Annotated in this window: 13 protein-coding genes; 11 read left to right on the top strand and 2 right to left on the bottom strand. The window is 70.2% G+C overall.

The window, feature by feature from the left end; genetic code table 11:
• Positions 1-109: 109 nt before the first annotated feature.
• From ACSSS0_RS09430 to ACSSS0_RS09405, 6 genes are all read left to right on the top strand, one after another.
• Positions 110-1,363 (top strand): sugar ABC transporter substrate-binding protein, encoded by a 1,254-nt coding sequence (locus ACSSS0_RS09430; RefSeq protein ID WP_487230926.1) that lies wholly within the window; start codon positions 110-112, stop codon positions 1,361-1,363.
• A 4-nt stretch (positions 1,364-1,367) separates the two neighbouring features.
• A complete protein-coding gene (locus ACSSS0_RS09425) occupies positions 1,368-2,378 on the top strand; it encodes a carbohydrate ABC transporter permease (RefSeq protein ID WP_487230925.1) in 1,011 nt (336 codons plus the stop codon).
• A 1-nt stretch (position 2,379) separates the two neighbouring features.
• Positions 2,380-3,255 (top strand): carbohydrate ABC transporter permease, encoded by an 876-nt coding sequence (locus ACSSS0_RS09420; protein WP_487230924.1) that lies wholly within the window; start codon positions 2,380-2,382, stop codon positions 3,253-3,255.
• Between the two features lie 33 nt (positions 3,256-3,288).
• Positions 3,289-4,914 (top strand): glucoamylase family protein, encoded by a 1,626-nt coding sequence (locus tag ACSSS0_RS09415; protein WP_487230923.1) that lies wholly within the window; start codon positions 3,289-3,291, stop codon positions 4,912-4,914.
• A gap of 40 nt (positions 4,915-4,954) precedes the next feature.
• On the top strand, positions 4,955-6,781 hold the full coding sequence (locus ACSSS0_RS09410; RefSeq protein ID WP_487230922.1) for a glycoside hydrolase family 3 protein: 1,827 nt from the start codon (positions 4,955-4,957) through the stop codon (positions 6,779-6,781).
• A 138-nt stretch (positions 6,782-6,919) separates the two neighbouring features.
• Positions 6,920-7,642, top strand: a complete 723-nt coding sequence (locus tag ACSSS0_RS09405; RefSeq protein ID WP_487230921.1) for a hypothetical protein — start codon at positions 6,920-6,922, stop codon at positions 7,640-7,642.
• Here ACSSS0_RS09405 and ACSSS0_RS09400 read toward each other — a convergent pair whose 3' ends face one another.
• Positions 7,643-7,891 carry a DUF2630 family protein gene (locus tag ACSSS0_RS09400; protein ID WP_435984249.1) on the bottom strand — a complete coding sequence of 83 codons (249 nt, stop codon included), beginning with the start codon at positions 7,889-7,891 and terminating at the stop codon, positions 7,643-7,645.
• 53 nt (positions 7,892-7,944) lie between these two features.
• Here ACSSS0_RS09400 and ACSSS0_RS09395 point away from each other — a divergent pair, with 53 nt between their 5' ends.
• The 3 genes from ACSSS0_RS09395 to ACSSS0_RS09385 all read left to right on the top strand — a co-directional run bounded on the left by ACSSS0_RS09395 (position 7,945) and on the right by ACSSS0_RS09385 (position 9,979).
• Positions 7,945-8,616 (top strand): alpha/beta fold hydrolase, encoded by a 672-nt coding sequence (locus tag ACSSS0_RS09395; RefSeq protein WP_487230920.1) that lies wholly within the window; start codon positions 7,945-7,947, stop codon positions 8,614-8,616.
• Between the two features lie 25 nt (positions 8,617-8,641).
• The gene (locus ACSSS0_RS09390; protein WP_487230919.1) at positions 8,642-9,214 is read left to right on the top strand and encodes a DinB family protein; all 573 of its coding nucleotides are present in this window, start codon (positions 8,642-8,644) and stop codon (positions 9,212-9,214) included.
• A 135-nt stretch (positions 9,215-9,349) separates the two neighbouring features.
• Positions 9,350-9,979, top strand: a complete 630-nt coding sequence (locus ACSSS0_RS09385) for a hypothetical protein (protein ID WP_487230918.1) — start codon at positions 9,350-9,352, stop codon at positions 9,977-9,979.
• On the opposite strand, the gene ACSSS0_RS09380 is transcribed toward ACSSS0_RS09385, so the two are convergent.
• Positions 9,956-10,948, bottom strand: coding sequence for a LacI family DNA-binding transcriptional regulator (locus tag ACSSS0_RS09380; protein WP_487230917.1), 993 nt, complete (start codon positions 10,946-10,948; stop codon positions 9,956-9,958). The genes ACSSS0_RS09385 and ACSSS0_RS09380 overlap by 24 nt on opposite strands.
• A 226-nt stretch (positions 10,949-11,174) precedes the next feature.
• On the opposite strand from ACSSS0_RS09380, the gene arfA reads away from it, so the two are divergent.
• Together arfA and ACSSS0_RS09370 are read left to right on the top strand one after the other, a co-directional pair.
• Entirely contained in the window at positions 11,175-12,710 is a 1,536-nt protein-coding gene (arfA, locus tag ACSSS0_RS09375; RefSeq protein ID WP_487230916.1) for an arabinosylfuranosidase ArfA, read from the top strand.
• Positions 12,707-14,071: an ABC transporter substrate-binding protein gene (locus tag ACSSS0_RS09370; protein WP_487230915.1), complete on the top strand. Its 1,365-nt coding sequence runs from the start codon at positions 12,707-12,709 to the stop codon at positions 14,069-14,071. Before arfA ends, ACSSS0_RS09370 begins: the two co-directional genes overlap by 4 nt.
• Positions 14,072-14,075 lie beyond the last annotated feature (4 nt).

Genomic DNA, 14,075 nt, shown 5'->3' with positions numbered 1-14,075 from the left:
ACCCCCCTGGCCAACCGTCCGTCCCTCCCCAACCCCCGACACCGATGTCGGAGACACCCGAGAAAGTGAGACACCGATGAGACGCACCACAGCCATCACGGTCGCGTGCATGACTGCCGCGGCCCTCACCGTGACCGCCTGCGGTCGCAGCGCCGAGAACGGCGGCACCACCGCCGGTCAGACAGGCGCCGCGGTCAGCACCGGCAAGGCCACCGGCACGATCACCGTCTGGGCGATGGGTGCCGAGGGGGACAACCTGCCCAAGCTGACGAAGGACTTCGAGGCCGCCAACCCCGGCGTCAAGGTCCAGGTCACGGCCATCCCGTGGGATGCCGCGCACGACAAGTTCACGGCCTCGATCGCCTCCGGCAACACGCCGGACGTCGCCATGGTCGGCACGACGTGGATGGGCGAGTTCGCGAGCAGCGACGCCATCGACCCGACGCCGGCGCAGATCGACACGTCCGCCTTCTTCGAGGGTGCCCAGAAGACCACCGAGGTCAACGGCACCTCCTACGGCATCCCCTGGTACGTCGAGACCCGCGTCGTGTTCTACCGCACCGACCTCGCCAAGAAGGCCGGCTACGACAGCGTGCCCACCGACGCGCAGGGCCTCAAGGACATGGCCAAGGCCATGCAGACCAAGGCCGGCGCAAAGTGGGGCATCGGCCTGCAGGCAGGCGGCGAGGGCTCGTGGCAGACCCTCATGCCCTTCGCCTGGAGCGACGGCGCCGACCTCACGAAGGACGGCGGCAAGGCGTACAACTTCGACAGCCCCGAGATGGTCAAGGCCGCGACGTACTACCAGTCGTACTTCACCGACGGCATCTCCAACAAGAGCGCCCCGGCGACCCCGACGACCGAGCCCGACTTCGCGAGCGGCAAGGTCCCGATGTTCATCTCCGGCCCGTGGATGATGGCCGCGGTCGAGAAGGTCGGCGGCGCCGGCTTCAAGGACAAGTACAACGTCGCGCCGATCCCCGCCGGCTCGGCCGGGTCGTCGTCGTTCGTCGGTGGCTCGAACTTCGTCGTCTTCAAGAACACGAAGAACCGCGACACCGCCTGGAAGTTCGTCCAGTGGCTCGCCGACCCCAAGGTCCAGTCGAAGTGGTACACCATCTCGACCGACCTCCCGTCGGTCAAGAGCGCCTGGCAGGACCCGGCGCTCGCCTCGGACAAGAAGCTCGCCGTCTTCGGCAAGCAGCTCGAGACCGCAAAGGCGCCGCCGTCGTTCCCGACGTGGGAGCAGGCCGTCAAGGGCCTCGACACCGAGCTGGAGAAGATCACCAAGACCGGCGAGGACCCGGCGACGGGCCTCAAGACGGCCCAGCAGCAGGCCGAGTCCATCGGCACGGGAATGTGATCCGATGACCGCCCAGACCGGCACGACCGGGTCCCCCGCCGGACCCGTGACGCCGCCTCCGGTCACCGCTCCGGGACGACCCGACACAGGGTCGTCCCGGGGGGCGGGCGACGGAGGCTCCCCCGGCCGGGTCGGCTCGGCCCGCCGTCGGGAGGGGCGGGCGGCCTGGATCCTCGCGATCCCCTTCTGCCTGCTCTTCCTCGCCTTCACCGCCTGGCCGGTGGTCCAGTCGCTCTTCATGAGCATCACCGACACGAAGGCCCGCGACCTGCGGCACCCCTTCAGCGTCAACATCATCGGCCTCGACAACTTCACGAAGGCCCTGTCGGACCCGACCTTCCGCAAGGCCGCCGCCAACACCGCCTACTTCGTCCTCATCGGCATGCCGTTGACGCTCGTCGTCGCGCTCGCCGCGGCGGTCGCGCTCGACAAGGGGATCACCCGTTTCCGCGCGGTCTTCCGCCTCGGCTTCTACATGCCGGTCATCACCTCGATCGTCGCGGTGGCCGTCGTGTGGCGCTTCCTCCTGCAGGACCCGGGTGGCCTCATCAACACCGTGCTCGGGTGGTTCGGCATCACCGGGCCCAACTGGCTCGGTGACCCGAACTGGTCGATGCCGGCGCTCATCATGATGGCCGCCTGGCGCAACTTCGGCACCGCGATGATCATCTTCCTCGCGGGGCTGCAGGCCGTGCCCGCCGAGCTCCACGAGGCGGCCGCGATCGACGGCGCCAACGCCTGGAAGCGGTTCCGCTACGTCACGATGCCGCTGCTGCGACCCACCCTGCTCTTCGTCATGGTCACGACGGCCATCGGCTACCTCCAGTTCTTCGAGGAGCCGTTCGTCATGACCAAGGGCGGCCCGCTCAACAGCACGATCTCGCTGTCGATGTACACCTACCAGCAGTTCGGCTTCGGCAACTATGGTCTCGCGTCGGCGATGAGCTACATCATCTTCGTCGTCATCGCGATCGTCACGGCCCTGCAGTTCCGCCTGCTCCGAGAGAGGACCTGACATGTCCGTCGACACCGCACCGCGGACCCGCCGCCCCCCTCGGTCGGGCATGGTCGGATCGAGCCAGGGCAGCCGCTGGTGGCTCTACGTGCTGCTGACCGTCGCGCTCGTCGCCGTCATCGCCCCGTTCGTCTGGATGGTGCTCGGCAGCTTCAAGGGTGAGGGCGAGCTGCGCCAGGTCCCGCCGACGTGGCTGCCCGAGAGCGCCTCGCTCGACAACTACACGCAGCTGTTCAGCAAGCTGAACTTCGGCCAGTTCTTCACGAACTCGATCGTCGTCGCCGTCGTCGTGACGGCCGGCAACCTCATCTTCTGCTCGATGCTCGGCTACGCCCTGGCGATGCTCGACTTCAAGGGCAAGAAGGCGATCTTCATCGCGGTCATGGGCACGCTCATGATCCCGGGCGTCGTGACCTTCGTGCCGCTCTTCGTCCTCGTCGCGAACGCCGGCCTCATCAACACCCTGCCCGGCCTCTTCCTGCCGTTCCTCGTCAGCCCGTTCGGCGTCTTCCTCATGCGCCAGTTCATCCTCGGCCTGCCGAGGGACCTGCTCGACGCAGGGCGCGTCGACGGTGCCGGTGAGCTGCGGATCTTCTGGAAGATCATCCTGCCGCTGTGTGGACCTGCCCTCGCGACGCTCGGCATCCTGACGTTCCTCGGCAGCTGGAACAACTTCCTGTGGCCGCTCGTCGTGGCGCAGTCCGAGGACAAGTACACCCTCCCGGTGGCCCTCGCCCTCTACTCGACGGGCCAGAACAGCACGAACTACGGGCTGCTGCTCGCCGGCGCCACCGTCGTCATCATCCCGATCCTCGTCGTCTTCCTCATCTTCCAGAAGCGCTTCATCGAGGGCATCGCGACCACCGGCCTCAAGTAAGCATTCCCACCCCGGAAACAGGAGCACTGCACCATGTCCGAGAAGAAGCTCTACACCCCCAGCCGTCGCGCGATGCTCGTCGGGGGCGCGGCCTCCGTCGCCGCCTTCGCGCTCGCGCCGTCGGCGTCCGCGTCGAGCACCGGCGCCCGCCGGGCGCCCGCCCTCCTGCGGTCGACCGGCCCGAATGCCGTCCGCTCCCTCGAGAGCGCCACGGTGCGCACGTGGGCGGCCGACACGTGGCGCAGCCTCGTCGCGATGACCGACCCGCGGACCGGCCTGCCCGCCGACAACATCCCCGAGTCGCTCGCCGCCGGCGACCGGTCGGGCTACACGTCCCCGACGAACATCGGTGGCTACCTCTGGTCGACCGTCGTGGCCCGCGAGCTCGGCATCATCACCCGCGGCGAGGCCTCGGCCCGCCTCATCCGCACGCTCAAGACGGTGGAGCGGATGGAGCACCACACGCCGAGCGGCATGTACTACAACTGGTACGACGAGGCGACCGCGACCGCGCTGCACACGTGGCCGGACTCGGGCGACAAGGTCGTCCCGTTCTGCTCCAGCGTCGACAACGGCTGGCTCGGCGCGGCGCTCCTCGTCGTGGCCGGCTCCGACCGGGCCGCAGCCCCGTGGGCCAGGCGGATCTTCGACCGGATGCGCTGGGACTCCTTCTACAACGACAACAGCGACCCGGCGCACCAGGTGCGCCCGGGCGGCCTCATCCACGGCGGGTTCTACCCCTACGAGGACGGGCGTCCCGGCGGCACCTACCAGGGCACCCACATCGGTGGCGACCCCGTCTGGCTCACGACGCACCACTACGACACGACGGTGTCCGAGACGCGCATCACGAGCTACCTCGGCATCATCACCGGCCAAGTCCCGGCCAAGCAGTACTTCGCCATGTGGCGCACCTTCCCCGCGACGTGCGACTGGTCGTGGCACGAGATGCAGCCCGTCGGCGAGAACCGCACGTACTACGGCCTCGACGTCTACGAGGGCGCCTACACCTACCGCGGCATGCACGTCGTGCCCGGCTGGGGCGGCTCGATGTTCGAGGAGCTCATGCCCGACGTCTTCGTCGACGAGGCCGCGTGGGCGCCGCGCTCGTGGGGACGCAACCACCCGCTCCACGTCCGGGCCCAGCGAGAGCACGGGCTCATCGACGCCGGCTACGGCTACTGGGGCTTCAGCCCGTCGAGCAACCCCGCGGGCGGCTACCGGGAGTACGGCGTCGACGCCCTCGGGCTCAACCCGACGGGCTACATGTCCGATCAGGAGAGCACGAACTACGACCCCGGCTTCGGAGACTGCCGGGCGGCGACGAACCCGAGCCCGACGTACGGCGACGGCGTCGTCACGCCGCACGCGGCGTTCCTCGCGATGATGCACGAGCCGGACGAGGCGTTCACCAACCTCGCCAACCTCAAGGCGGACTTCGACTCCTACGACCGCGGTGGCTTCTTCGACGCCGTGGCCGTGCGGTCGGGGACGGTCGCGCGCCGCTACCTCTCGCTCGACCAGGCCATGGTCATGGGCGCGGCCGGCAACGTGCTCGGCAACGACGTCCTGCGTCGCGCCTTCAGTACCAGGGCCGTCGAGCGAGCGCTGCGCCCGGTCATCGGTGTCGAGGAGTTCGGCGCGAGCCCGATCGCCTGACCCGCGTATGAACCTCCCTCACCGACGAAAGGGACCACCCGTGCGCCCCGCGCTCTCCACCTCCGAGGAAGGCGTCGCCTACCGCGACCTCAACGGCAACGGCCGGATGGATCCCTATGAGGACCCACGGCTGGCCGTCGAGGAGCGGGTCGAGGACCTGCTCGGGCGCCTCTCCCTCGAGGAGAAGGTCGGCCTGATGTTCCAGACCGTCATCGAGGCCGGCTCGGACGGCACGGTGCTCGAGCAGCCGGGCGCCATCAGCAAGTCCCCGACGAGCACCGTCGTGATCGACAAGCACCTCAACCACTTCAACGTCCACGCGCTCGACGACCCGCGGATGGCGGCCCGGTGGAGCAACGCCCTGCAGGCGCTCGCCGAGCGGACGCCACACGGCATACCCGTGACGGTGTCGACCGACCCGCGGCACGCGTTCATCGAGAACGTCGGGGTCTCCTTCTCCGCCGGCGCGTTCTCGCAGTGGCCCGAGCCGCTGGGTCTGGCGGCGCTGCGCGACGCGGACGCCGTGCGGCGCTTCGCCGACATCGCACGTCAGGAGTACGCCGCCGTCGGCATCCGGGCCGCGCTGCACCCGACGCTCGACCTCGCGACCGAGCCGCGCTGGGCCCGCCAGGCCGGCACGTTCGGCCAGGACCCCGACCTCGTGACGGAGCTCGGTGTCGCGTATCTCAAGGGTTTCCAAGGTGATTCGCTCGGTCCGGGCAGCGTCGCGTGCACGAGCAAGCACTTCCCCGGCGGTGGCCCGCAGAAGGACGGAGAGGACGCGCACTTCCCCTACGGACGTGAGCAGGTCTATCCCGGTGGACGTTTCGCCGACCACCTCAAACCCTTCCCGCCGATCATCGAGGCCGGCACCGCGGGGATCATGCCCTACTACGGGATGCCGGTCGACCTCGTCGTCGACGGCACGCCGATCGAGCCGATCGGCTTCGGCTACAACAGGCAGGTCGTGACCGGCCTGCTCCGTGAGAAGCTCGGCTACGACGGCGTCGTCGTCACCGACTGGGAGCTCGTCAACGACAACCACGTCGGTGACCAGGTGCTCCCGGCGCGCGCGTGGGGGGTCGAGCACCTCGACCCGCACGGCCGCATGGAGCTGATCCTCGAGGCCGGCGCCGACCAGTTCGGCGGCGAGGAGTGCGTCGACATCCTCCTCGACCTCGTCGCCCGGGGCCGCGTCACCGAGGCGCGCGTCGACGAGTCGGCGCGACGCATCCTCGCCGTGAAGTTCCGGCTCGGCCTGTTCGACGACCCGTACGTCGACGAGGACGCCGCCGCCGCGACCGTGGGCCGGGACGACTTCCGCAAGGAGGGGTATGCCGCCCAGGCCCGTTCGGTGACCGTGCTGCACAACGAGGGTGGCAGGCTCCCGCTCGAGCAGGGCCTGCGCATCTACGCCGAGCGCGTCTCACCCGAGGCGGTCGTGCGGCACGGCAAGCTCGTCGAGCGGCCCGAGGACGCCGACGTCGCCGTCGTGCGGCTCACCGCGCCGTTCGACCCGCGCTCGGACCTCTTCCTCGAGTCGTGGTTCCACCAGGGCTCGCTCGACTTCCCGCCGGGGCTCGTCGCCCGTCTCGAGCGGATCGCCGCCGTGTGCCCGCTCGTCGTCGACATCGTGCTCGACCGGCCGGCCGTCGTCACGCCCCTGCTGCGCTTCGCCTCGGCCGTGGTCGGCAGCTACGGCAGCAGCGACGACGCCCTGCTCGATGCCGTCACCGGCACCATCACACCGTCCGGGCGCCTGCCCTTCGACCTCCCGCGGTCGATGGACCAGGTGCGCGCGCACGGCGAGGACGTGCCGGGCTACGACGACCCGCTCTTCGCCTTCGGCCACGGCCTGACGATCTGAGCCCTGTGGCAAGGAGCCGGCCCCTCAGCTGCGTGTTCACGCAGTCGGAGGGGTCGGCTGCCTCGTTCCCGGGACGCTGCGACACGGGAGGGTGCACGATGCGACCACCATCGGGCAAGACCTCGAGACAGGGACATCATGTTGAGATCCAGTCGTGTCGCAACGGCGCTCGTCGCCGGTGCCGCAGCGCTCGCGGGAGTCGCCGCCACGGCGGTGCCGGCGTCCGCGTCCATGAACGTGCCGGCCAGCGCGAGCATCATCAACCGAATCTGCTCGGGCGCCATCTCCTGGTGGGGCGGCGAGACCGCCTACTCGACGAAGTACAACGTCGACACGCGATCCCACGGCACGGTGAAGATCTGTTACGCCGTCTACAAGTTCAACGACAGCAACAGCTCGTACGACTGGTACGCCGCCGACCTCCAGACCGTGTGGACCAACGCCAGCGGTAGCAACACGAATGCGGCGGCCGTCCTGGGGCAGACCATCTCCTCGGGCAAGTACACGTCGGACAACGACTACTCCGCCACGCCGACCTACACGTCCAGCACGTCGTGCAGCACGCCGATCAACGTCGGACTGACGGCGACGACCGGCGTCTTCGAGGCCAGTGTGAGCACCCCGATCCAGCTCTGCAGCGGCTACACCGTGACTCGGGGCAGCTTCGGCCAGAAGAGCGCCTCGTGGACGACGCCGAAGGTGGGCAAGTCGCCGAGCGTCGAGACCGGCTACCACCAGAAGGTGACGGCAGGACGCCCCACCTACACCTTCACGGTGATGGTCCCGTACTACAGCTACTCCTACAACGGCAGCATCTGGGTCCGGGCCGAGAACTACCGCTGGTACACCTACAAGATCTGATCAGCCGGTGTAGCCCTCGACGGTGCGCTCGGAGCGCACCTCGGCGGCGTCGGGGTCCTGGCCGAACTCGCGCCGGGCCCGGCGCTGGCGCAGCAGGTCCCAGCACTGGTCGAGCTCGACCTCGACGCTGCGCAGCCGGGCGTGCTCCTCGTCGACGGTGATCTCACCGGCCTGGAGGGCGGAGCGCAGCCGGTGCTCCTCGTCGATGAGCGAGCCGATGCGGTCCTGGATCGAGGGGTCGTCAGCCATGCCGCCACGATCGCACGGCGCCACCCGCGCCGTCGAGGGCTAGCATGTGGACAGTGACCACATTCGCGCTCGTCCCCGGCGCCGGCGGCGCCGCCTGGTACTGGCACCGGGTCGTGCCCCTCCTCGAGGAGGCGGGCCACGAGGCCGTAGCCGTCGAGCTGCCCGCCGACGACCCGGACGCCGGGCTGCCGGAGTACGCCGCCCTCGTCACCTCCGCGGTCGAGGGCCGTGGCGACGTCGTGGTCGTCGGGCAGTCGATGGGCGGCTTCACCGTGCCGATGGTCGCGGCACGGCGACCGGTCGCGGGCATCGTGCTGCTCAACGCCATGGTCCCGCTCCCGGGCGAGACCGCCGGCGCGTGGTGGGAGGCCGTCGACTCCGAGGGTGCACGGCTCGAGGCTGCCCGTGCCGGTGGCTGGACCGAGGAGATCGACCTCGACACCTACTTCCTCCACGACGTCGACCCGGCGGTCGCGGCGAGCGGGGAGGAGCACCAGAGGCCCGAGGTCGAGCGGGCCTTCGAGACGCCGTGCGACATCGACGGCTGGCCCGACGTGCCGACCCGTGTCGTGGCCGGTGCCGACGACCGCTTCTTCCCGGTCGGGCTCCAGCGTCGCGTGGCCCGCGACCGCCTGGGTCTCGAGCTCGACGTCGTCCCCGGCGGCCACCTGACCGCACTCTCGCACCCGGTCGAGCTCACGGCATACCTCCTGGCGGGACGCTGACGTCACGACGTGCGAGGGTGGCCCGGTGATCGACGACTTCGCCAAGGCCTACCTGCACGACAACCTGCGGTGGGCCCGGGCGTCCCTGCTGCAGAAGCTCGACGGGGTGTCGGAGTACGACGCCCGCCGGCCCCTGACGACGACGGGCACCAACCTGCTCGGCCTCGTCAAGCACCTCACCCTGTCCGAGGCCCGCTACCTCGGCGGCATCATGGGCCGGCCCTTCCCGGAGCCGCTGCCCCAGTTCGACGACCCGGGCTTCGTGAGCCGTGACCAGCTGTGGGTCAGGGCGGACGAGTCGCGGGCCGACGTCGTCGAGCGCTACCGGCGCGCCTGTGCCCACGCCGACGCGACGATCGAGGCGCTGCCCGTCGACGCCCCCGGACACGTCCCGTGGTGGCCGCGGCCGGACGTCATGCTCTTCAACCTCATGGTGCACGTCCTCACCGAGACGAACCGCCACGCCGGCCACGCCGACATCCTCCGGGAGCACGTCGACGGCGTCATCGGTGACGACCTCGTGTCGACGAGCGACGACGCGGCCGAGTGGGCCGAGCATCGCGAGAGGGTCGAGCAGGCAGCGCGAGCAGCGGGGTGAGGCTCCTGCTCTTGCGCCGACCTTGCGGGATTCCTGCTGCTTCGCGCGGACGCCCTTGCGACGGCGTCGACACACTGGGGCCGAGGCGTCGGTCCCGGCGCCGTCCGTGACCCCAGCGTCCCCGGAGGACCGCCCATGTCTGCCCCCGCCCCGCGTCGGACGCTGCTCGGCCGTGCCGCCCTGGTCGCGGTCGGTGCCGGCGTCGTCGTCCTCGGCGCCCAGTCGATGGGCCCGGCGGCCACGCCGACGCCGCGCGCCGTGGCGCCCGTGAGCAGCGCACCGGGGGCGCCGGCCTCGCCGGACGGCCCGGTCACGCCGCTGACCCCGGAGAGCGACCTCGTCGACGCGAGCGTCTCGACCGGCCTGCGTCCCGTCACCCGGGCCCTGGGCGCCGTCGTGGCCGGACAGCAGTCGTGGGTCCGGATCCCGTGGACGACGGACACGCCGGTCTGCGCCGTGACCGTGACCGTTGCGGCAGCCGGCGCCGACGTCGGCTATCCCGTCAACACCGGCGCCTACTCGTCCTTCTACCGCCAGGACCGCCTCGCGGCGTCCGTCCGCGACTACACGGCCGTGCGCTTCTTCGTGCCGGCCTTCTCCGCCGCCACGGTCGTCACGGCCGACGTCACGGCGAGCTACACGACGACCGCGGGCGCCACAGGCGCCGCGGGCGAGCCGCCGAAGGCCTGCGTCGGCACGAACGTCACCCGGACCTACCGCGTCACCCTCCCGGTGCAGGCGTCAGCGGCGGGTCGGGACGCCTAGCGTCGTCTCGCGCGCCTCGAGCGTCCACGCCACCTGCACCTCCTCGGCGTCTCCGTTCTCGCCGTCGATGCGGCGTGACAGCAGCTGGAGGGCGGCCCGGGCCAGGCCGGTGAGGTCGGGGGAGATCGTCGTGATCGTCGGGTTGGAGTAGCGGGTCTCGGCGATGTCGTCGAAGCCGACGATGGCGACCTCGGTCGGCACGTCCACGCCGGCCTCGACGCAGGCGCGCAGGGCGCCGATGGCCATGAGGTCGTTGAAGCAGAAGACGGCGTCGGGCGGCTCGGGCAGGGCGAGCAGCTGCTGCATCGCGGCGTGGCCGTCGGCGCGCTCGAAGTGGGGCACGCCGATGACGAGGTCGGCGTCGTAGGGGAGGCCGGCGGCCTTGAGTGCCTGGCGGTAGCCGCGCAGACGTGCGGACGCCGTGCCCTTCATCGTCTCGCGACCGACGGCAGCGATGCGTCGGCGCCCTTGCGCCACCAGGTGTTCGGTGGCCGCCCGGGCGGCTGCGACGGAGTCGACCGCGATGTGGTCGAAGCCCGAGGGAACGGGTCGCTCGCCGAGCAGCACCATCGGCAGGCTGTCCGCGCGTCGGCCGATCTCGTCGGGGGAGAGGGCGAGCGGCGAGAAGATGACGCCGTCGATGACGTGCGAGCGCATGCCCTCGAGGACGACCCGTTCGGCGTCGGCGTCGCCGCCGGTCACGTCGAGCAGGACGATGAAGCCGAGGGCGGCAGCCTCCTCGGTGATGCGGGCCGCGAGCTCGGCGAAGTAGGGCGAGTCCATTGCGGGCACGGCGAGGGCGAGGAACCCGGCGCGGCCGTGCTTGAGGCTGCGTGCCGACAGGTTGGGCCGGTAGTGCAGCTCGGCCATCGCGGCCTCGACGCGCTCGCGCGTGCTGGCCTTCACGTGTGGGTGGTGGTTGAGCACGTTGGAGGCGGTCTTGACCGACACTCCCGCACGCTCCGCCACGTCCCGCAGCCGCGCCGCCAACCGTGCCTCCGTCCGTGCGAGCCCCTTGCGTGGCCCCGAGCCTGCCCCCGTCGAGGAACAGGCTAGCGCCCGACGACGCCGTGCGTGATGACCTCGGGCAACCTCTGGACACTTTTCGGTAACCGTTGTAATTTTCAGCACAGACGCAAATGGGTAACCGTTGTAACAACGGTGCGACCCGACGCCGACGGTCAAGGAGGACCGCATGGGACGAGCGACGGTGCGGCTGGACCCCGCCTTCACGGTGGGGCCCGTGCGGCCGAGGACCTTCGGGTCCTTCGTCGAGCACATGGGCCGGTGCGTCTACACCGGCATCTACGAGCCGGACCACCCCGGCGCCGACGAGCTGGGCTTCCGCACCGACGTCGCGCAGCTCGTCCGCGAGCTCGGGGTCACCGTCGTGCGCTACCCCGGTGGCAACTTCGTCTCCAACTACCGCTGGGAGGACGGCGTCGGACCCAAGGCCGACCGCCCCACCCAGCTCGACCTCGCCTGGCGCTCCGTCGAGACGAACCAGGTCGGCACCGACGACTTCGTCGACTGGGCGCGCGGCGTGGGGGTCGAGCCGATGATGGCGGTCAACCTCGGCACCCGCGGTGTGCAGGAGGCCATCGACCTGCTCCTCTACTGCAACGCCGAGACCGGCACGTCGTGGCCCGACCGCCGCGCCAAGAACGGCCACGCCGAGCCGCACGACATCCGCGTCTGGTGCCTCGGCAACGAGATGGACGGGCCGTGGCAGATGGGCCACAAGACCGCTGAGGAGTACGCCCGGGTCGCCGAGGAGGCCGCCCGTGCCATGCGCCGGGTCGACCCCGGCCTCGAGCTCGTCGCCTGCGGCTCGTCCAACCGCGGCATGCCGACCTTCGGCACGTGGGAGCGGGTCGTCCTCGAGCGCTGCTTCGACCTCGTCGACCACATCTCGGCGCACGCCTACTACGAGCCCGTCGGCGGCGACGTCGACTCCTTCCTCGCGAGCGGTGAGGACATGCACCGCTTCATCGAGTCGGTCGTCGCGACGGCCGACCACGTCGCCGCCGTGAGGGGGTCCGACAAGCGGATCATGGTCTCCTTCGACGAGTGGAACGTGTGGTTCCAGGAGCGCTTCCACGGCGAGAGCTCCCTCGAGGTCCGCGAGGCGCCCGAGCTCATCGAGGACGTCTACGACGTCACCGACGCCGTCGTCGTGGGGAGCCTGCTCATCACCCTCCTCCAGCACACCGACCGCGTCTCGATGGCCTGCCAGGCGCAGCTCGTCAACGTCATCGCCCCCATCGCCACCCGCCCCGGCGGCGCCGCGTGGAAGCAGACGATCTTCCACCCCTTCGCGCTGACGGCGAGGTATGCCCGTGGCACCGTGCTGCGCCCCGCCGTCGCCTGCGACGTGGTCGAGACCAAGGCCTTCGGGCCCGTCGACGCCCTCGTCGTCACCGCGACCCACGACCCCGACACCGGAGACCTCACCGTCTTCGTCGTCAACCGGAGCCGCACCGAGACGTCCGCGCTGACGCTCGACGTCGCGGCGGCCGTGGGGGGCCACCCCACGGCATACGCCCTCGTCGAGCACCTCCAGGTGCACGACGACGATCCCTCGGCCACGAACACCGAGGACCACCCCGACCGGGTGACCCCGCGCCCCGGGGACGCCGCGGTCGACGTCACCGCCGGCACCACCCTCACGGCAACCCTGCCGCCCACCTCCTGGCACTGCATCCGCCTCACCGAAGGGACCGTTCAATGACGAACACCACGCCCCGCCCGCAGTCACCCCTCACCCCGCTCTCGCGGCGCACGATCCTGTCGGGAGCGCTCGGCCTCGCCGGCGTGGCCGGTCTGGCCGCGTGCGGCTCCGGCTCTGGCGCGGTCCCCGGCCAGGCCCCAGCCGTGTCGGCGGGTGGTGGCGCCACCGGCTACTCCGGTCCCAAGGTGGCCCTGCAGTTCTGGAACGGCTTCACCGGCGGCGACGGCCCCTTCATGAAGCGCCTCGTCGACCAGTTCAACAGCGAGCACGCCAACATCGCGGTCAGCATGAACACGATGCAGTGGGCCGACTACTACGCCAAGCTTCCCGCGGCCGTCACCGCGGGCAAGGGCCCCGACATCGGCATCATGCACGTCGACTCCGTCGCCACGAACGCTGCCCGCAACGTCATCCAGCCGCTGGACGACGTCGCGACCGCCCTCAAGCTCGACGAGAGCGACTTCGCGCCCGTGCCGTGGAAGGCCGGCATCTACAACGGCAAGCGCTACTCCATCCCGCTCGACGTGCACCCGCTCGGCTTCTTCTACAACAAGTCCGTCATGGAGAAGGGTGGCATCGATCCCGAGAAGCCGCCGATGACGAACGACGAGTACATGGCAGCGCTCGAGACCATGAAGGGCAAGGGGATCGAGGGCCACTGGGCCAGCCCCTTCCCCTTCACCGGCGGCCTGTCCATCCAGTCGCTCATCTACCAGTTCGGCGGCTCGCTCTTCTCCGACGACGCCAAGCAGGTGCTGTGGGCCGACGACGCCGGCGTCAAGGGGCTGACGTGGTTCCAGGACCTCGTCACGAAGGGGTACTCGGCCGCGAAGATCGCCCAGGACGCCGACCTCGTCGCCCTCCAGAACGGCAAGACCGCCTTCAACTGGAACGGCATCTGGACCATCAACACGCTCAAGGAGAAGTCTGGTCTCGAGTGGGGCGTCGCGCCGCTGCCCAACATCGGCGGCACCAAGGCCGCGTGGGCCGGGTCGCACCAGTTCATCCTGCCGACCTCGCGGACGCCCGACCAGAACAAGCAGACGGCAGCCCGCGTCTTCCTCAACTGGATCAGCACGAAGAGCCTCGAGTGGGCCAAGGGTGGCCAGGTGCCGGCCCGCAACTCAGTGCGCGAATCTGCCGAGTTCAAGGCGCTCACGGACCAGGCCATCCTGGCGACGCAGATCGACGACCTGCACTTCCTTCCGTCCGTCGCCGGCATCGGCGATGCGATGCCGGAGTTCGACAAGGCCGTCAACGCCGCGATCCTCGGTGGGCAGGATCCCAAGAAGGTGCTGTCCGACGCTGCCGGCCGTGCGACGAAGATCCTCGAGGCCAACGCCAAGAAGTACGGCGGCTGACCCC

The organism is Terrabacter sp. R4-6 (genome assembly GCF_057529065.1).
This window is presented reverse-complemented; position numbering and strand designations above follow the sequence as displayed.

Coding starts and splice junctions, on each gene's coding strand:
- ACSSS0_RS09430 (WP_487230926.1), top strand. CDS start 110: ATGACTGCCGCGGCCCTCACCGTGACCGCCTGCGGTCGCAGCGCCGAG.
- ACSSS0_RS09405 (WP_487230921.1), top strand. CDS start 6,920: ATGTTGAGATCCAGTCGTGTCGCAACGGCGCTCGTCGCCGGTGCCGCA.
- arfA (WP_487230916.1), top strand. CDS start 11,175: ATGGGACGAGCGACGGTGCGGCTGGACCCCGCCTTCACGGTGGGGCCC.
- ACSSS0_RS09420 (WP_487230924.1), top strand. CDS start 2,380: ATGTCCGTCGACACCGCACCGCGGACCCGCCGCCCCCCTCGGTCGGGC.
- ACSSS0_RS09425 (WP_487230925.1), top strand. CDS start 1,368: ATGACCGCCCAGACCGGCACGACCGGGTCCCCCGCCGGACCCGTGACG.
- ACSSS0_RS09400 (WP_435984249.1), bottom strand. CDS start 7,891: ATGGCTGACGACCCCTCGATCCAGGACCGCATCGGCTCGCTCATCGAC.
- ACSSS0_RS09385 (WP_487230918.1), top strand. CDS start 9,350: ATGTCTGCCCCCGCCCCGCGTCGGACGCTGCTCGGCCGTGCCGCCCTG.
- ACSSS0_RS09370 (WP_487230915.1), top strand. CDS start 12,707: ATGACGAACACCACGCCCCGCCCGCAGTCACCCCTCACCCCGCTCTCG.
- ACSSS0_RS09415 (WP_487230923.1), top strand. CDS start 3,289: ATGTCCGAGAAGAAGCTCTACACCCCCAGCCGTCGCGCGATGCTCGTC.